The organism is bacterium (genome assembly GCA_030652805.1).
Lineage (GTDB): Bacteria > JAHJDO01 > JAHJDO01 > JAHJDO01 > JAHJDO01 > JAHJDO01.
Genome location: JAUSPT010000032.1, coordinates 44,740 through 58,566 on the forward strand (window position 1 = coordinate 44,740; position 13,827 = coordinate 58,566).

Annotated in this window: 16 protein-coding genes; all 16 read right to left on the minus strand. The window is 36.8% G+C overall.

The features are described 5' to 3' along the window. Positions 1 to 3 precede the first annotated feature (3 nt). A complete protein-coding gene (locus Q7J67_02745) occupies positions 4 to 801 on the minus strand; it encodes a polysaccharide deacetylase family protein (protein MDO9464197.1) in 798 nt (265 codons plus the stop codon). An 18-nt stretch (positions 802 to 819) separates the two neighbouring features. Further along, the gene (locus Q7J67_02750) at positions 820 to 1,257 is read right to left on the minus strand and encodes a nucleoside deaminase (protein MDO9464198.1); all 438 of its coding nucleotides are present in this window, start codon (positions 1,255 to 1,257) and stop codon (positions 820 to 822) included. A 22-nt stretch (positions 1,258 to 1,279) separates the two neighbouring features. Further along, positions 1,280 to 2,185 carry an alpha/beta fold hydrolase gene (locus Q7J67_02755; GenBank protein MDO9464199.1) on the minus strand — a complete coding sequence of 302 codons (906 nt, stop codon included), beginning with the start codon at positions 2,183 to 2,185 and terminating at the stop codon, positions 1,280 to 1,282. Then, a complete protein-coding gene (locus tag Q7J67_02760; protein MDO9464200.1) occupies positions 2,106 to 3,089 on the minus strand; it encodes a cache domain-containing protein in 984 nt (327 codons plus the stop codon). The genes Q7J67_02755 and Q7J67_02760 overlap by 80 nt, the downstream gene beginning before the upstream one ends. Positions 3,090 to 3,141: 52 nt before the next feature. Then, a complete protein-coding gene (locus Q7J67_02765; protein MDO9464201.1) occupies positions 3,142 to 3,543 on the minus strand; it encodes a hypothetical protein in 402 nt (133 codons plus the stop codon). A 326-nt stretch (positions 3,544 to 3,869) separates the two neighbouring features. After that, positions 3,870 to 4,754 carry a site-specific tyrosine recombinase XerD gene (gene xerD / locus Q7J67_02770; GenBank protein ID MDO9464202.1) on the minus strand — a complete coding sequence of 295 codons (885 nt, stop codon included), beginning with the start codon at positions 4,752 to 4,754 and terminating at the stop codon, positions 3,870 to 3,872. Continuing rightward, positions 4,751 to 5,380, minus strand: coding sequence for an MBL fold metallo-hydrolase (locus tag Q7J67_02775; GenBank protein MDO9464203.1), 630 nt, complete (start codon positions 5,378 to 5,380; stop codon positions 4,751 to 4,753). Before Q7J67_02775 ends, xerD begins: the two co-directional genes overlap by 4 nt. Further along, positions 5,370 to 7,394, minus strand: a complete 2,025-nt coding sequence (gene ligA / locus Q7J67_02780) for an NAD-dependent DNA ligase LigA (protein ID MDO9464204.1) — start codon at positions 7,392 to 7,394, stop codon at positions 5,370 to 5,372. The genes Q7J67_02775 and ligA overlap by 11 nt, the downstream gene beginning before the upstream one ends. Beyond that, positions 7,387 to 8,109, minus strand: a complete 723-nt coding sequence (locus tag Q7J67_02785; protein ID MDO9464205.1) for a metallophosphoesterase family protein — start codon at positions 8,107 to 8,109, stop codon at positions 7,387 to 7,389. The genes ligA and Q7J67_02785 overlap by 8 nt, the downstream gene beginning before the upstream one ends. A gap of 6 nt (positions 8,110 to 8,115) precedes the next feature. Further along, on the minus strand, positions 8,116 to 9,099 hold the full coding sequence (gene rfaE1, locus Q7J67_02790) for a D-glycero-beta-D-manno-heptose-7-phosphate kinase (protein MDO9464206.1): 984 nt from the start codon (positions 9,097 to 9,099) through the stop codon (positions 8,116 to 8,118). Then, the gene (locus tag Q7J67_02795) at positions 9,096 to 9,626 is read right to left on the minus strand and encodes a 2-oxoacid:acceptor oxidoreductase family protein (GenBank protein ID MDO9464207.1); all 531 of its coding nucleotides are present in this window, start codon (positions 9,624 to 9,626) and stop codon (positions 9,096 to 9,098) included. Before Q7J67_02795 ends, rfaE1 begins: the two co-directional genes overlap by 4 nt. A 118-nt stretch (positions 9,627 to 9,744) precedes the next feature. Continuing rightward, positions 9,745 to 10,428, minus strand: a complete 684-nt coding sequence (locus tag Q7J67_02800; GenBank protein MDO9464208.1) for a DNA methyltransferase — start codon at positions 10,426 to 10,428, stop codon at positions 9,745 to 9,747. A 1-nt stretch (position 10,429) separates the two neighbouring features. Further along, entirely contained in the window at positions 10,430 to 11,680 is a 1,251-nt protein-coding gene (locus Q7J67_02805) for a hypothetical protein (protein MDO9464209.1), read from the minus strand. A 5-nt stretch (positions 11,681 to 11,685) separates the two neighbouring features. After that, complete coding sequence (locus Q7J67_02810) at positions 11,686 to 12,894, minus strand: hypothetical protein (protein MDO9464210.1); 1,209 nt, start codon at positions 12,892 to 12,894, stop codon at positions 11,686 to 11,688. Continuing rightward, entirely contained in the window at positions 12,881 to 13,150 is a 270-nt protein-coding gene (locus Q7J67_02815; GenBank protein ID MDO9464211.1) for a hypothetical protein, read from the minus strand. The genes Q7J67_02810 and Q7J67_02815 overlap by 14 nt, the downstream gene beginning before the upstream one ends. Further along, positions 13,131 to 13,826 carry a BsaWI family type II restriction enzyme gene (locus tag Q7J67_02820; protein ID MDO9464212.1) on the minus strand — a complete coding sequence of 232 codons (696 nt, stop codon included), beginning with the start codon at positions 13,824 to 13,826 and terminating at the stop codon, positions 13,131 to 13,133. Before Q7J67_02820 ends, Q7J67_02815 begins: the two co-directional genes overlap by 20 nt. Position 13,827 lies beyond the last annotated feature (1 nt).

Consider the following 13,827-nt stretch of genomic DNA (forward strand, 5'->3'; position numbering starts at 1 on the left):
CGCTTATTTCAACTTGTAATCCTGCAGCTTAACAAAACTGAATCCCTTACTCTTAAGTTCCGGAACCGCGGCTATTATTCCCTCTGCGGTTTCCTTTTCAGGGTGGTTCATATGACATATTATTATATCACCAGGTTGAGATTTGAGCAGGGATTCCTTCACCTTTCCCGCGGAATAGCTTGCTCCTGCATCACCAAGCACGCTGAAACCGGCTATCTCATAACCAAGCTCATTCACTATCTTCGCCGCCACTTCATCATAATAAGCGGTTCCTGACCTGTAGAACTTCGCCTTGCGCCCCGTAAGAGATTCTATTTTTAAAGCGTTTTTTTCTATTTCATCAACCACCTGTCCGACGTTTTTCGTGCCCTCAATACCGTAAATGGACTTTCCGTTTACTGAGCAGGGTCTATGCATTAAACCATGGTTTTCTATTTCAAAAAGCGGGTTTGCTGCGAGCTTGTCAAATATATCAGGAAACTTGTCTATCCATCTTGCATTTATAAACAGTGTTGCCTGAACCTTCTCCTTGATAAGATAGTTTACCAGCTTTGCGTCATAACTATCAGTTTTTGAGCCGCATGCATCTAACGTTAACGCGAGCACATTATCACTCGTATCAAGTTTTGTTTTCACTCCGGGAACATTCTCCGCCCACTGTTTCGGAACACGGTGAACATATTTGGCGATTATAATCGCCTTTGATTCTTTATACTCCAGTGAGTCCGCGGGTGCAAATCTGCATCCGGAAATTACAGGAAGACCATAAGCAGCAATCAACAATATTAATATTTTTACCATTATTTGTTATGTGGCATTCTACTCACCAATATCTTCATTCCACAGTTCTGGATTATTTTTGATAAACGTCTCCATAAGCTGACGACATTCTTTGTTATCAATAATAACCACTTCTACGCCTCGCGACCTTACGTAATCTTCCGGCCCGCAAAATGTACGGTTCTCTCCAATAACTACTTTTGGAATTCTATAAAGAAGCACTGCGCCGCTGCACATATCACAGGGAGACAATGTCGAGTACAACGTTGCTCTACGATAATCGGATGCTTTAATTCGTCCCGCATTTTCCAAACAATCCATTTCTGCGTGTAATATTGCACTTCCTTTTTGTACTCGCTGGTTGTGACCGCGCCCAACTATTCGGCCATCAATAACAAGTACCGAGCCGATAGGAACACCACCCTCAGCCATCCCCTTTTTCGCTTCCTCAATTGCAGCCTCTAAAAATTTATCCATGTTTTCTCCTTAACAAACTGCGTCACTGGCTCAGTTCGATGCACGCGATAAAAGCCCTTTGTATTCTGATGAGTTCCAAGGGTCTGTCCACAGGAGTCATGTGGGCACTTCCCTGTATGACATGATACTGATGGTCATTGGCAAAGTCAGACTGCCATTTAGTAAAGGCAGGCGTACACAAATCGTCGCTTCCGCAGGTTATAAGAACAGGGACATCCAGCCTGGACAGTTGCGAGGTTACGTCTACCGTTTTTAGATTCCCAGGTAAATTCAACTCCGAATCACTTGCAACCATAACGTCGTGGACTGCAGTATTTCGTGCGGCAATCAATTTCTTCATCGATTCAGGTAATGGCCAGGTGTGTGTCACATGCCGCCTTGTAAATTCCATACATGCCTCGTCATAGTCGCTCTTTGTCCCTACCCCGTTCAACTCATAGTCATCAATAATCTGCCCTGCTTTTCCATTCAAACAACTCAAGCCCTGCTTAAGTTTTGGGGCAACATGATTGATGTAATAGGGAAAACTCAATACCGGACTATGGAGAGAAATGGACAATATGCCGTCGGGGTGTTTGGCAGCAAATCCAACAGCCAGAGTAGTTCCCCATGAATGACCAATCAAATGGTACTTCTTCAGTCCCAGACCGTCCCTAAACGCCTGAAACGCTACGAGATTATGATGACTGCCTCCCGGACCGCCGTGCAGAACCAACGCAGCCGGCGCACTGCCGGAGCCAATTCTGCCGTACCATAATTTGTATGTATGACCGTCATAGATGTAGTTGAGGAAACCTTCGTAATCATAATCAGGTTCTGTTAAGATTTTTTCCACAGATACTTGTTCTTCATTCATGATCTCTTGTTTTTTTGTGGCTGGATATGTCTTGAATAATGCCGAACAAACGAGTTGCCTTATGGTTTTCATCCATTATCAACCACGATTGTATACGGATTGGAAATACGGTTCCGTCTTTTCTGATATATTCCTTTTCATACACGCCTGAGTACCCTGTTTTCATAACTTTCTTAAAAAGATCATTTTCCATTGCGTGCCATTTTGAAGGTGTGAGTTCCTGATAAGTAATGGACTTAATTTCTTCAGATGTATACCCGAGCATTTTAAGATAATTCCTATTGGCTTCGATAGTAATGCCATCTAAAGAATTGATAACTATACCTTCGTCTTTGTACTTCCTAAGTTCATTAAGAAGAATGTTGTAACTATCAACATTCATTAATAAGCCAGGTCCCAATTCCTTGATTTCTTTAAGAAGTTTTTGAGAGGATTCAATACTCAAGTTACTATAGTTGATCTCTTTGATGTAGTATCCACTACCGACAACCCATCCGAATGGTTTAAACAGGAGTACGTATGATCTCTTGGGTTGAGCTGTGGTCTGTCCCTTCCTCGGAAACCAGTACTCGACATACCCGCCACCAGCTTTGCCTTTTGTCAGGAATCTCTTTATGTAGAACGTGCCCTGATGGTCTCTGTCCTCAAGTCGATTCCTTCCCTCCACATCTTTTCGGCCGTACAAAACCACATTGACGCCTTCAGTCGTATCGGCCCAAAAATATCCTTCGGTACCGTACTTAAGTTCTCGCAGAAGGTCGGCACCAAGCTTCTTTGCCTGCTTAAGGTTCATTTCCCCCTGTTGATGTTTTGTGAAAATTGCCTGAAGCATGCTGACCGCTGTTTCGACCTCATGCTTGATCAGCAGGTCCTGAGCCGACGAATTTTTCAGCTTTTCAATCTGCGTACAAGCCGGCAGACAAAAAAATGAAATACTCAGAAGAACCACAAACATTGTCATCTTTGCCCTTTTCATACTTCCTCCTTTTTTATTGTTGAGTTGTTCAATGTCGCCTGCATCCGTCTTGTTATGCTCCTTTTTTAAGCTTAATATTTTGTGTGTTTTGAATATAGTCAGATGCACAAATCATATATTTTTCAAAATTTTCAACGTCAGAAAATTCGTTCCCATCACTTCCATATTTACGAATCAACTCTTGACGGTTTTTCATCTCAGAGCGGTCAAGCCATTGTTTGTCAAACAAAACTCCATAGATGAGATACGTGGTCATTATCAATCTAATCATCAATTCTCGAATGCGTTTGTTTTGAGTGATTGCTTCTACAGCTTTTGGCTCAATGAGATTTTTGATAGTGTCAACCTTGCTTTGAACATCTGGTTGTAGGCTATCATAGACTTTGACAAAATCATCACCCATCAAATAATTAACAACTTGTATTGCAAGAACCTTTGCAGAGTCTGGAGTCATCTGTGTTCCATACTGAGATGCCAGATCTAGGTATAGACAAAATCTAAGTTTCGAATCTAAATTCGCAATTGCATTGAGTTGGCTACGAAAATTCTTTTTTAACCGAAACATATAAATATCTTCAAATATAGGTAAATATCAAATTGTCAGCATAACAATTAACATATGAAATCCACGTTTTTTGCTTCTTTATTATAAAACTACCCGAAATATATCAAATTTTTATTGATTTAGTCAAATCAATTCCCGCTAACTTCTATATTTGCAATACAATACCAGTAAAAACGGATTCCATATATCCTGGCTGTTGTGGCAGACTACCATTGTTACCCTCTTGGATGAAACTTCTGGTGAACTTCTCTGAGGCGGGCTCTGTCTATGTGAGTATAAATTTGTGTGGTGGAAATATCTACATGACCAAGCATTTCCTGAACAGACCTTAGATCCGCGCCATGGGAGAGAAGATGTGTGGCAAAACAGTGCCTTAGTGTGTGAACTGTTATCTCTTTATTCATGCCCATTAATACGGAGTACCTTTTTATTATTTTCCATATCCCCTGTCTTGTATATCTTCTGCCAAGCCGGGTTATGAAAAGCATATTGCTGTTACCTCTGGCAACATATTTGCTTCTTACTGCATCTATGTATTTTTTAACAGCTTTTTGAGCTTTTCTGCCAACAGGTATAATGCGCTCCTTTGAGCCCTTGCCAATACATTTCAGATACCCTTCGTGCAAATCTATATTATCAATAGGGAGATTGATAAGCTCTGATACCCTCATACCTGTAGCATAGAGGAGCTCAAGTATTGCTTTATCTTTTATTCCCTGTTCTTTATTATCTGGCAAAGCCAATAATCTCTCTACTTCATCCTGAGAAAGCACTTCTGGTAAAGACAAACCTGTTTTTGGAGAATCTAAATTTAGAGTAGGATCATCGTTTATTACATCTTCATTAACCAGAAACTTATAAAACATTCTTATAGCAACTAGATTTCTTGAAATGGAACGTATGGCAAGCTTGCTTTTTCTAAGATAAATAAGATAGGCTATTATATCTCTGGGACCTACACCTTCTATGCTGACACTAGATTTTTTATCCAAAAAGCCTAAGAATTTAGTTAAGTCTCTCCTGTAAGCCTCTAATGTGTTAGCAGCGAGCCCTCGTTCTACTGAAAGATAATCTATAAACTGGTCAAGTAATTGATTCATACAAGAAAAGGATTGCTTTCTCTTTCTTTCCCAATTGTAGAATCCGGGCCATGTCCGGGATATATAACAACATCCGAATCCAAAACCATGAGCTTTTCTTTAATGGCTCTTATTAAATCTGTACCAGAACCTGAAGGAAAATCTGTTCTGCCTACTGAGCCACAAAAGAGCGCATCGCCTGTAAATACCGCTTTTTCTTTTCTAATGAAAACAGAAATACCTCCCGGAGTATGTCCCGGAGTAAACAATATCTCCAGTTCAAGACTTCCGACTTCTATTATTTCTCCTCCGTTAAGCACAATATCAGCTGAAGGAGATACATAGTTCATAGCAAAATCTGCTGAGAGATTTTTAGAAGCATCTATAAGCATGTCTTTATCATTTGCATGAATTGCTATTTTTAAATCCCCAAATTCTTGCTTTATATTCTTATTAGCGCCTATATGATCCCCATGGCCATGTGTATTAATAATATATTCCGGATTTAGATGCTCTTTCTTGACCTCTTCTATAATCCTGGAGCTTTCTGCTCCCGGATCAACTATAAAAGCCTTTTTTGTTCGCTCACATCCAACTATATAGCAATTAGTTTCAAGAAATCCGACTGCTAACTTCTTAATTATCATTATTGACCATTTCCAAGAATTTTTCTTCTGTTAGTATAGTAATTCCTAACTTCTTAGCTTTATTATATTTAGATCCCGGAGAAGTACCTGCAAGCAAAAAACTTGTTTTTTTACTAACACTTTCGCTTATGCTTCCTCCAAGCCTCTCTATTATTTCGGAAACCTGATGTCTCTTATACTTAGCTAGTGTTCCTGTTAGAACGAAATTTTTACCTGCAAAATTTTTGCCTGCAAAAACTTTACTTAAAATGGATTTTATTTCTTCCATTTTTACACCAGCATCCTCTAACTTATCTAACATATCTATTGTGTCTTGTCTTTCGAAAAAGCATGAAATGCTGCTTGCCATTATCTCACCTATTTCCCCTATTGCCTCAAGCTCCTCTTTTTTGGCTGTTCTCAATTGATCAATAGAAGAAAAATTCTTTGCCAAAATCTCTGCGGATAAAACTCCTACATGTGGGATTCCAAGCGCAAAAATCAATCTTGATAAAGACCTGTTTCTGCTTTCTTTGATATTTCTTATTATTTTATTTGCCAGAATATCTCCCATCCGCTCTAATTTAATAAGATTGTCAAACTCTAAAAAATATAAATCCGCATAATCCTTAACGACTTCTTTCTCTACAAGCTGAGTTATAATTGCAGGACCCATGTTTTCTATATCCATTGCACGTCTTGAAGCAAAATGCTGTATTCTTCTCTCAAGTTGAGCAGGGCACCTCAGATTCTCACATCTGTACGCAACTTCTCCTTCTGCTTTCTTTACATCACCGCCGCATACAGGACACTTATCCGGCATTATAAACTCCCTTTCTTTCCCTGTGCGGACCTCTTTTATAACGCTTACTATCTTAGGGATTATATCCCCTCCCTTTTCAATCGCAACCTTATCCAAAATCCTAATATCCTTGCGTGTTATTTCGTCCTGATTATGCAATGTAGCTCGACTTACTGTTGTGCCTGCCAAAGTAACTGGTTTAAGCGCAGCAACAGGTGTTAATATTCCTGTTCTTCCTACCTGTACAACAATATCCTCAAGAATCGTAGCAACCTGTTTTGCGGGAAATTTGTATGCTATCAGCCAGCGCGGGCTTTTACCTGTAGCACCAAGCTTGTGCCTTTGGGTTATTGAGTTTACTTTTATTACCATGCCATCTGTTTCATATCCTAACTCCTCACGCTTTAATTGCCAGGTATTGCAATATTCAATAACTTCACTAATAGTCTTGCAATACTGAATATGAGGATTTGTGCGAAACCCATATTTGGCCAGTAACTTCAAAGTACTCACATGGCTGCTACAACTAGTTCCCTCCATATATCCAATTTCATAGACAAAAATATTGAGATGCCTTTGCGCAACCATCTTCGGGTCAAGAAGTTTCAGTGAACCTGCAGCTGCATTCCTCGGATTTGCGAATAAGGCTTCGCCTTGCTCTTCTTTCTCTTTATTTATCTGTCTAAAAACATCTTTGGGCATATACACCTCACCCCGAACCTCAAGAACAGAAGGTATTGAATCTGACATTTGCAATCTCAGAGGAATTGTTTTTATTGTTCTCAAATTCTGAGTTATATCGTCTCCATGCGTGCCGTCTCCACGACTTGCTCCAAGCGTAAAAACCCCATTTTCATAGACCAAGTTTACTGCCACTCCATCAATCTTTAATTCAACAACATAATCAATATTCTCTCCTGCAAGATTTCTCTTCATGCGCACATCAAATTCTTTTATTTCATCCTCAGAATACGTATTTGCTATACTCAGCATTGGTGTGCGATGAGTAACAGTCCTGAATTCCTTTAGAGGAGAGCCTCCTACGCGCTGTGACGGGGAATCAGGAGTAATTAAATAAGGGGATTCATGCTCCAGGCGTATCAGCTCTTCCAGTAAGAGATCATACTCACGATCAGATATTTCAGGCTGTGCATCTATGTAATACTTGCGATTATGGTGCTCAATTTGTTCTTTTAGCTTCTTTATACTTAGATATGTCTGCTTTTTACTCACCTGTTTCCAGTCTATAAGCCGACATTCGAGGCAGGTCCGCTTCTCTTATTTTATTCTGAGCGGTTTTAATATCATAAGGAATCCTTTTTATTTCAACTTTTTTTTCCTCTGTATCATAAATAGCATAACATGCATCCGGATTTTTATCCCTTGGCTGTCCAACACTCCCGACATTTATTAAATACTTGGTGTTCTCTTCAATACTAATACTCATATCAAAGGAATATTCAGGTCGCTCTGTTTCCTTAAAAACTATCGGGACGTGGGAATGACTGAAAAAACATACAGGCTTTTTGAGTTCTTTAAAGTTGCGATGAGCATCAAGAGTTGTTCTTATATATTTCCACTGGTCAGGCTCAAGTATCGTTGCATGAACAATAACAAATTCAGGAAACTCTTTCTCTAATTCAAGCTGCTCTAAATATTCCTTATTATTCCCAGTCAGTGTGTCAGCAGTCCATATCACAGACTCTTTTGCTATCGGATTGAAGTATTCTATATCCTGCTTGCCGATAACTGCCCAATCATGGTTTCCTGCAACACATTCGAAATCATTATTTTTGATAAGTTCAACGCATTCATTTGGATTTGCCCCATAGCCGACTATATCACCTAAACATATATTTTTCTCAACCCGCTCCTCTTTAAATTTTCCCAGAACAGCATTCAACGCTTCCAGGTTAGCATGTACATCTGATAAAAGACCATATTTCATACAATATCATTCCATGCTTTTTCTCAGTTCATCTATAGACACTGTGGCTGTTCCAAGCTTCCCAACAACAATACCTGCAGCATGATTTGCAATATATGCAGATTCATACATTGATGCTTTATTTCCAAGACACAATGCAAGCACTCCAACAACTGTATCTCCTGCTCCGGTTACATCAAAAACCTCTTTTGCAACAGTTGGAATATTGGCTACTTTGCCGTCTCTTTCAAAAAGGGACATTCCCTTCTCTCCGCGAGTGATTAATATTGAATTTGCCTGTAATAACTTTAATAAACTCTTCCCTACCCGCACTAAACTTTGTTCATCCTTTATCTCTGTTTTAAGACTCTCTCCCGCTTCATGATTATTTGGTGTTATCATAGTTACGTTCTTGTAATATGTAAGATGTCTTGGTATAGGGTCAACAATAATTGGATAATTAAATTCTCTGTTCAACTTTATAATTTGTTTAACTAGATACCGTGTTACAATGCCCTTCCCGTAATCAGATATGACAATGGCAGAAATTTCACGCATATTGGATTTGATATATGCAAGTATTCTTTTTGCTTCTGTAGACTTAATCTGGCTGACAAATTCCTTATCTGTCCTGACAACTTGCTGATGTTGAGCAATGATTCTTGTCTTCACTATAGTTGGTCTTTTCTTGCTTAGAATAATTCCATCCTCATTCATGCCCTGTTTCTTTACCAACTGCAGAAATTCTTCTCCTGCAATATCGTCTCCAATAATTCCTGTAATTAATGCCTCTGCACCAAGTGCACATATATTATTTGCAACATTAGATGCGCCACCCATCATAATAGATTCGGAGCTGATTTTAACAACAGGCACAGGCGCTTCTGGGGAAATGCGCTCCACAGTGCCCCAGACAAATCTATCAAGCATCAGATCGCCTACAACAAGCACTTTTGTGCTCTTAAACCCTGCTATCACGTGTCTCAACTGGTTTATATCTATACCTTTCATGCCTTGAATCCTCTCTCTAATGCCTTAACATTTATTGGGATAAGATTATGTCTCCTGGGAGGAAGGATTTTTTCTAAAGCTGACTTTAGAAAATCCAGCTTTACCTCACCAGTTTCCCTCGCAAATGCTCCTAAAACAATCATATTTGCTACCTTCAGATTCTCAAGCCCAATTGCCATATCATTTGCAGGAACTTCTACAACTCTTATTTTAGTCCTTATATCCTTATTTATTTTTACCAGACTACTGTTCGCAATTATGAGTCCATCATTCAAAACAAGTTTGGAAAATTTATCCAATGATGCCTGGTTCATTACAATAAGCGTATCCGGATGTGATATAAATGGAGAAGCTATTTCTCTTTCCGATATAATAACTGAGCAATTTGCAGTTCCTCCACGCATTTCCGGCCCGTATGAAGGAAGAGAGGTAACGTGTTTACCTTCTTTCATGCCGGCATATGCCAGCATCTTACCCATTGACACTATTCCCTGCCCGCCAAAACCTGCTACAAGAATCCGCTGCATCTAAAAACCACCTTTCATGTCATTGCGAGTCAAAGGCGAAGCAATCTCGTCTTCTGGGATTACTTCGTCGCTAATACTTCTCGTAATGACATCTTTAATCATATTCTAAAAATTAAGTTTAAATTTTCTGCATAATGAACAGTTGCTTAAACCCTCGTAAATAAAAGTTGAATTCTCTTGCTCGTTTATGCCAAATTCCTGTATTGGATGTTTGATTGTGCCGTGTAACACATATCATATCAACTGGTTTAAAATATTTTTCTAAAATAGCATACATTTGGAAACCAACTGGGATAAATCCAGTTTTTTTGCGCCAGTGGTCTCCAATAAGCCATGCCATATACTTTCCTATTTTTAAAATCCGATGCGTTTCCTTTGCAACTTTTCCTAATTCTTCAAAGAATTTTGTGCTTTCGCAAGAAATGTTACCAATATTATCAGGGTGTTCATTATATTTTATATTATCCGAATAAGGCGAATCAATAAAAACAAAATCTGCGACTTCATTATCCAATGGTAATTTTCTAGCATCAGCTTGTTTTATATCTGCTCTGTAAGGCACTATATCAAATCCTAGCACCTCTCGATTTTCTTCCTTACAAACATCGATAGTAGTTCCACTTCCACACATAGGGTCAACCACCAAATCTCCTTCTTTTGTGTACCTTTGAAGTAAGTTCCAGACAATAAATGCAGGCGTAACACCTGGATATTTATTATTACCGTGTGGTTTATCCCCATAATTTTGGGTTGGAAAATCCCATAATGTTGTTGTTTCGAATGATGGGGTGGTATTTTTCATGTCACCACCTTATATTTTTATCAAAAACCTTTTGCACTATGAATAAAAGTAATTTGTTAATTTCTATAAAAGTATTTTGTTCACTTTCACTTAGGTTGCTAACACTACTTTTCTCTGCTTCCTTTGTGTGAACAACATTATTTCTAATTAAATAAATAATATCTGACAATAGATTAGCCATTTTATCTTTATCCCAGTTATTCGGCTCTATATCATTTTTGTTTATAACATCTTCACAAAATTTCTTAAAATTCTGAATTTTTGCAAATTCTTCCTTTATAAAAGGGAAATCATTTGAAATATCTTCAATTACTAATTTCAGCATCCCTCTTTCGCTTTTAGCATTTTCAATCTGTTTAAATTCTTTTTTAGTTTTAAGCTCCTTAAGGCCTTTTATATAATTATAAAAGTATTTATAAAAATAAGACTCCAAAGCATGATATAGTTCCAGAAATTGATAACTTGGATCTAAGTTTTCCATTGCTGATATATAAAATTTTAGTGAGTCAATATTATATTGTTTTTTGTTTGATAATAACAAGGAATCCGTAGCTTTATCGTAGATTTCATTAATGTTTTGTGGCATATTTATTTTAAAAGGAGTGCGTGTCTTACGTTCAGTAAGTCCTAGGTCGGTACATAACCTGTATAATAACTTTTCTTGTAAAGTTTCTTTATCTTTTTTTACCTTTAAAATATATTTCATGGGCTTAAACAAGGAACAAAAATTAATGTATATGTCAGTATCTACACTGAAAACATAATGATTCCTAATAAGCCTTTCTCTAAGTTGAAAAATATAGATAGGCAATACCTCCTTTGGATAATATAAGTCTTCTTTACTATCTTCATTTATGAAGAAATATCCCCAGCAATATCTCCTTTTGGATAGAGAACTTTTGGACAGAGGGAATAAGTCTGAGTTCTCTTCATCTTTTAAATTCACAAGAGGAGATTCTTTTAGTTCCAGATAAATATAGTTATTTAACTCTAATCTTTGACCAATAGGTTTAGCGAACTCAATTGCAGTTTTGTTTAAGAATAAAATATCAAATATAGGTTTAGAGAATTTAATCTTTAACTTTGAAAAATCAACTCCATACTCTTTATTATCTCTTTTGTAGACAGCACTCTTTAGGGAGTCCAAGAATTCTGGTTTACTTTTCCACAAGCTATCTATTATCTCTTGAGGATACAAGGATATAACTTCAGAGTAGAACTTTATAGCCTTTTGTTCATTTATATTGACCATGGACATTATCCTTGAGTTGCCCTTTGCCATATCATCTCGAAGTTATTTTCACCTCCAAGGAATTCATTAAATCCATGAAAGAAAAAGTTTCTAAGGGTAATACCGATCTTTTTTGATCGGGCTTCTTCATCTTCAAGAATATTGCTTAGAATTCTGAGTTTTAATGGGTCTTCAATATTTTCATCAAAAATTCTGAAGAATTCGCTTTTCCTACTTTCGTAATTTTCATTATTTCTATTTCTATAGTTCCCACATGACGCGAAAAATCCTGACAAAAAAGGTGCAGAATTCATAAAACCGTTTCTTGATGTCCACTCTAACGATTTTTCATTTCCAAAATCATCTGACTCTTTCATTCTTTCCCTATACTTCTTCCAAAGTTTCTCATCTAAATTAAATAATAAATTTGAGAATTGTTCTATATCATCGTCACTGCACAATTTCAATGTATCTGAATGTTCTTCAATAAATCGCATCCTTTCCAGTTCTGCCACAACTATATTTGTTTTATCCACTATTGGATCACGAGTATTAAAAGCAGTAAGAGCTTCAACTATGTTTGCAAAACTATACTGATATGGTTTTTTTGAAGGAGAAGAATCTTTGTACGTAGAAAATCTCATATCTTCTATTCCACGTTTTGTGGCAATATTTGATATCGCTTCTTTAAGTGGTATATATAGAATTTCGAGTTGATGGCGCATACTCATTTTAAATTGTCCTGTATTTAATACCAATATCTTATACAAGAGAGCGTTTGTTTTTATAGAGTACCACAACTCAGCTCTTATTCTCGAACTTTTGAAGTGCTTTAATTTTTCAGGTTTATCTTTCAATTCGTCAATTACATTTAAAATACAATATGTTCTTTGCAAACCATCTAATATTGAAAGCGATTTCTCATTTACTTTATCGTTTATTATATCTTCTATTCTTTTCGTATCTTCAATATCCTTTATGCTATCTGAAAATTCTCTGCTTGCCACCAATGAAAGTGGGGGCATAATTGTATTGCTTTTTAAATCTTCTTTTAAACGATTATAGACATCATTTTTTCTGGAAATAACTTTCCCTCTCTGTATGGGCAAATTCTCTAAATTGTTTTTGACTAATTCAATGTAGTTACCGATACCTATATCTATTAGCAAACATTTTCCACTTACTTTCTTATCTTCCTTTAAGTCAAATACTCTAATTTTATTATTTATGCCCATTTTTCACTCCTTTTAAAGTTTTCTCCTTACTGTTTTTGTCCCAATTATAATAAGTCTCCATTACTTTGTTATACATCTCACTTTCAAATCTTTCATCCCTTTTGGCACCAAGAATATTGCTCAAATGGACTTGTGCAAAAAGTAAATACTCTCTCCGTTTGATAACGTCTGGTGGATATGGTGTAAAATTGGGTCTATTAACAAAGAGTTCATAGTCAATTTTCTTGAATTCTTGCTCAATTTGTTTCTTGGTCATTTTTTATTCTCTCCTTCAATAATAATTTTTTTAAATCTTGAAATATTTGATTAAAATTCTTTACCTTTTTGCTTTCTTCGATGTCTCTGAATATATATGAACCGTCTAACTCGTATTCAGCAATTATTCTGCTTTTCGTTATATCTTTATCTTTGTAAGTAAATATCGTATCATTATCAGTAGAGACAAGCACTATTTTTATATCCTTCGTTATTTTGCTTGTTCTTAATTTCAACTTCCAATAAGCAGCCTGTGCAACTCTTTCTCTCAGACTGGCCTTACATGAAATAATCATTTTTACAGAACAGTCACTTTTATTATAGACTATTATGTCAGCATCAGGTACTACTGAGTGTTTATCATAAAACACTTCCACATTTCTACGTACTTTATCTAATTTCTCATTCAGCTTTTTCCTTGAAAGTCTGTTATCGTTTGTTATACCAATATTCTCGTCTAAATTTTGGATAAAATCCTTAACAATGAAAGTTATCAACTTTTGCAGATTATGCCCACTCCAGCTATTCCATGCTTGATTAGGATCTTTTCCTCTCCTCATAGCTTCACTTTTGTACTTTTTTTTAATATCAGAGAATATCTTACTCACGAAATTAAAGTCATTTGGACTTTTCTCCCTTTCCATTAAATATATTTTTTTCAAGTCCTTAAAAGTCATA

Bases quoted from the DNA above. Each gene is read 5' to 3' on its own strand.
- Q7J67_02795 (MDO9464207.1), bottom strand. From the start codon at position 9,626: ATGCAGCGGATTCTTGTAGCAGGTTTTGGCGGGCAGGGAATAGTGTCA.
- Q7J67_02820 (MDO9464212.1), bottom strand. From the start codon at position 13,826: ATGACTTTTAAGGACTTGAAAAAAATATATTTAATGGAAAGGGAGAAA.
- Q7J67_02755 (MDO9464199.1), bottom strand. From the start codon at position 2,185: ATGAAAACCATAAGGCAACTCGTTTGTTCGGCATTATTCAAGACATAT.
- Q7J67_02810 (MDO9464210.1), bottom strand. From the start codon at position 12,894: ATGGGCATAAATAATAAAATTAGAGTATTTGACTTAAAGGAAGATAAG.
- Q7J67_02815 (MDO9464211.1), bottom strand. From the start codon at position 13,150: ATGACCAAGAAACAAATTGAGCAAGAATTCAAGAAAATTGACTATGAA.
- Q7J67_02800 (MDO9464208.1), bottom strand. From the start codon at position 10,428: ATGAAAAATACCACCCCATCATTCGAAACAACAACATTATGGGATTTT.
- xerD (MDO9464202.1), bottom strand. From the start codon at position 4,754: ATGAATCAATTACTTGACCAGTTTATAGATTATCTTTCAGTAGAACGA.
- rfaE1 (MDO9464206.1), bottom strand. From the start codon at position 9,099: ATGAAAGGTATAGATATAAACCAGTTGAGACACGTGATAGCAGGGTTT.
- Q7J67_02775 (MDO9464203.1), bottom strand. From the start codon at position 5,380: ATGATAATTAAGAAGTTAGCAGTCGGATTTCTTGAAACTAATTGCTAT.
- Q7J67_02745 (MDO9464197.1), bottom strand. From the start codon at position 801: ATGGTAAAAATATTAATATTGTTGATTGCTGCTTATGGTCTTCCTGTA.
- Q7J67_02750 (MDO9464198.1), bottom strand. From the start codon at position 1,257: ATGGATAAATTTTTAGAGGCTGCAATTGAGGAAGCGAAAAAGGGGATG.
- Q7J67_02805 (MDO9464209.1), bottom strand. From the start codon at position 11,680: ATGGTCAATATAAATGAACAAAAGGCTATAAAGTTCTACTCTGAAGTT.
- Q7J67_02785 (MDO9464205.1), bottom strand. From the start codon at position 8,109: ATGAAATATGGTCTTTTATCAGATGTACATGCTAACCTGGAAGCGTTG.
- Q7J67_02765 (MDO9464201.1), bottom strand. From the start codon at position 3,543: ATGACTCCAGACTCTGCAAAGGTTCTTGCAATACAAGTTGTTAATTAT.
- Q7J67_02760 (MDO9464200.1), bottom strand. From the start codon at position 3,089: ATGAAAAGGGCAAAGATGACAATGTTTGTGGTTCTTCTGAGTATTTCA.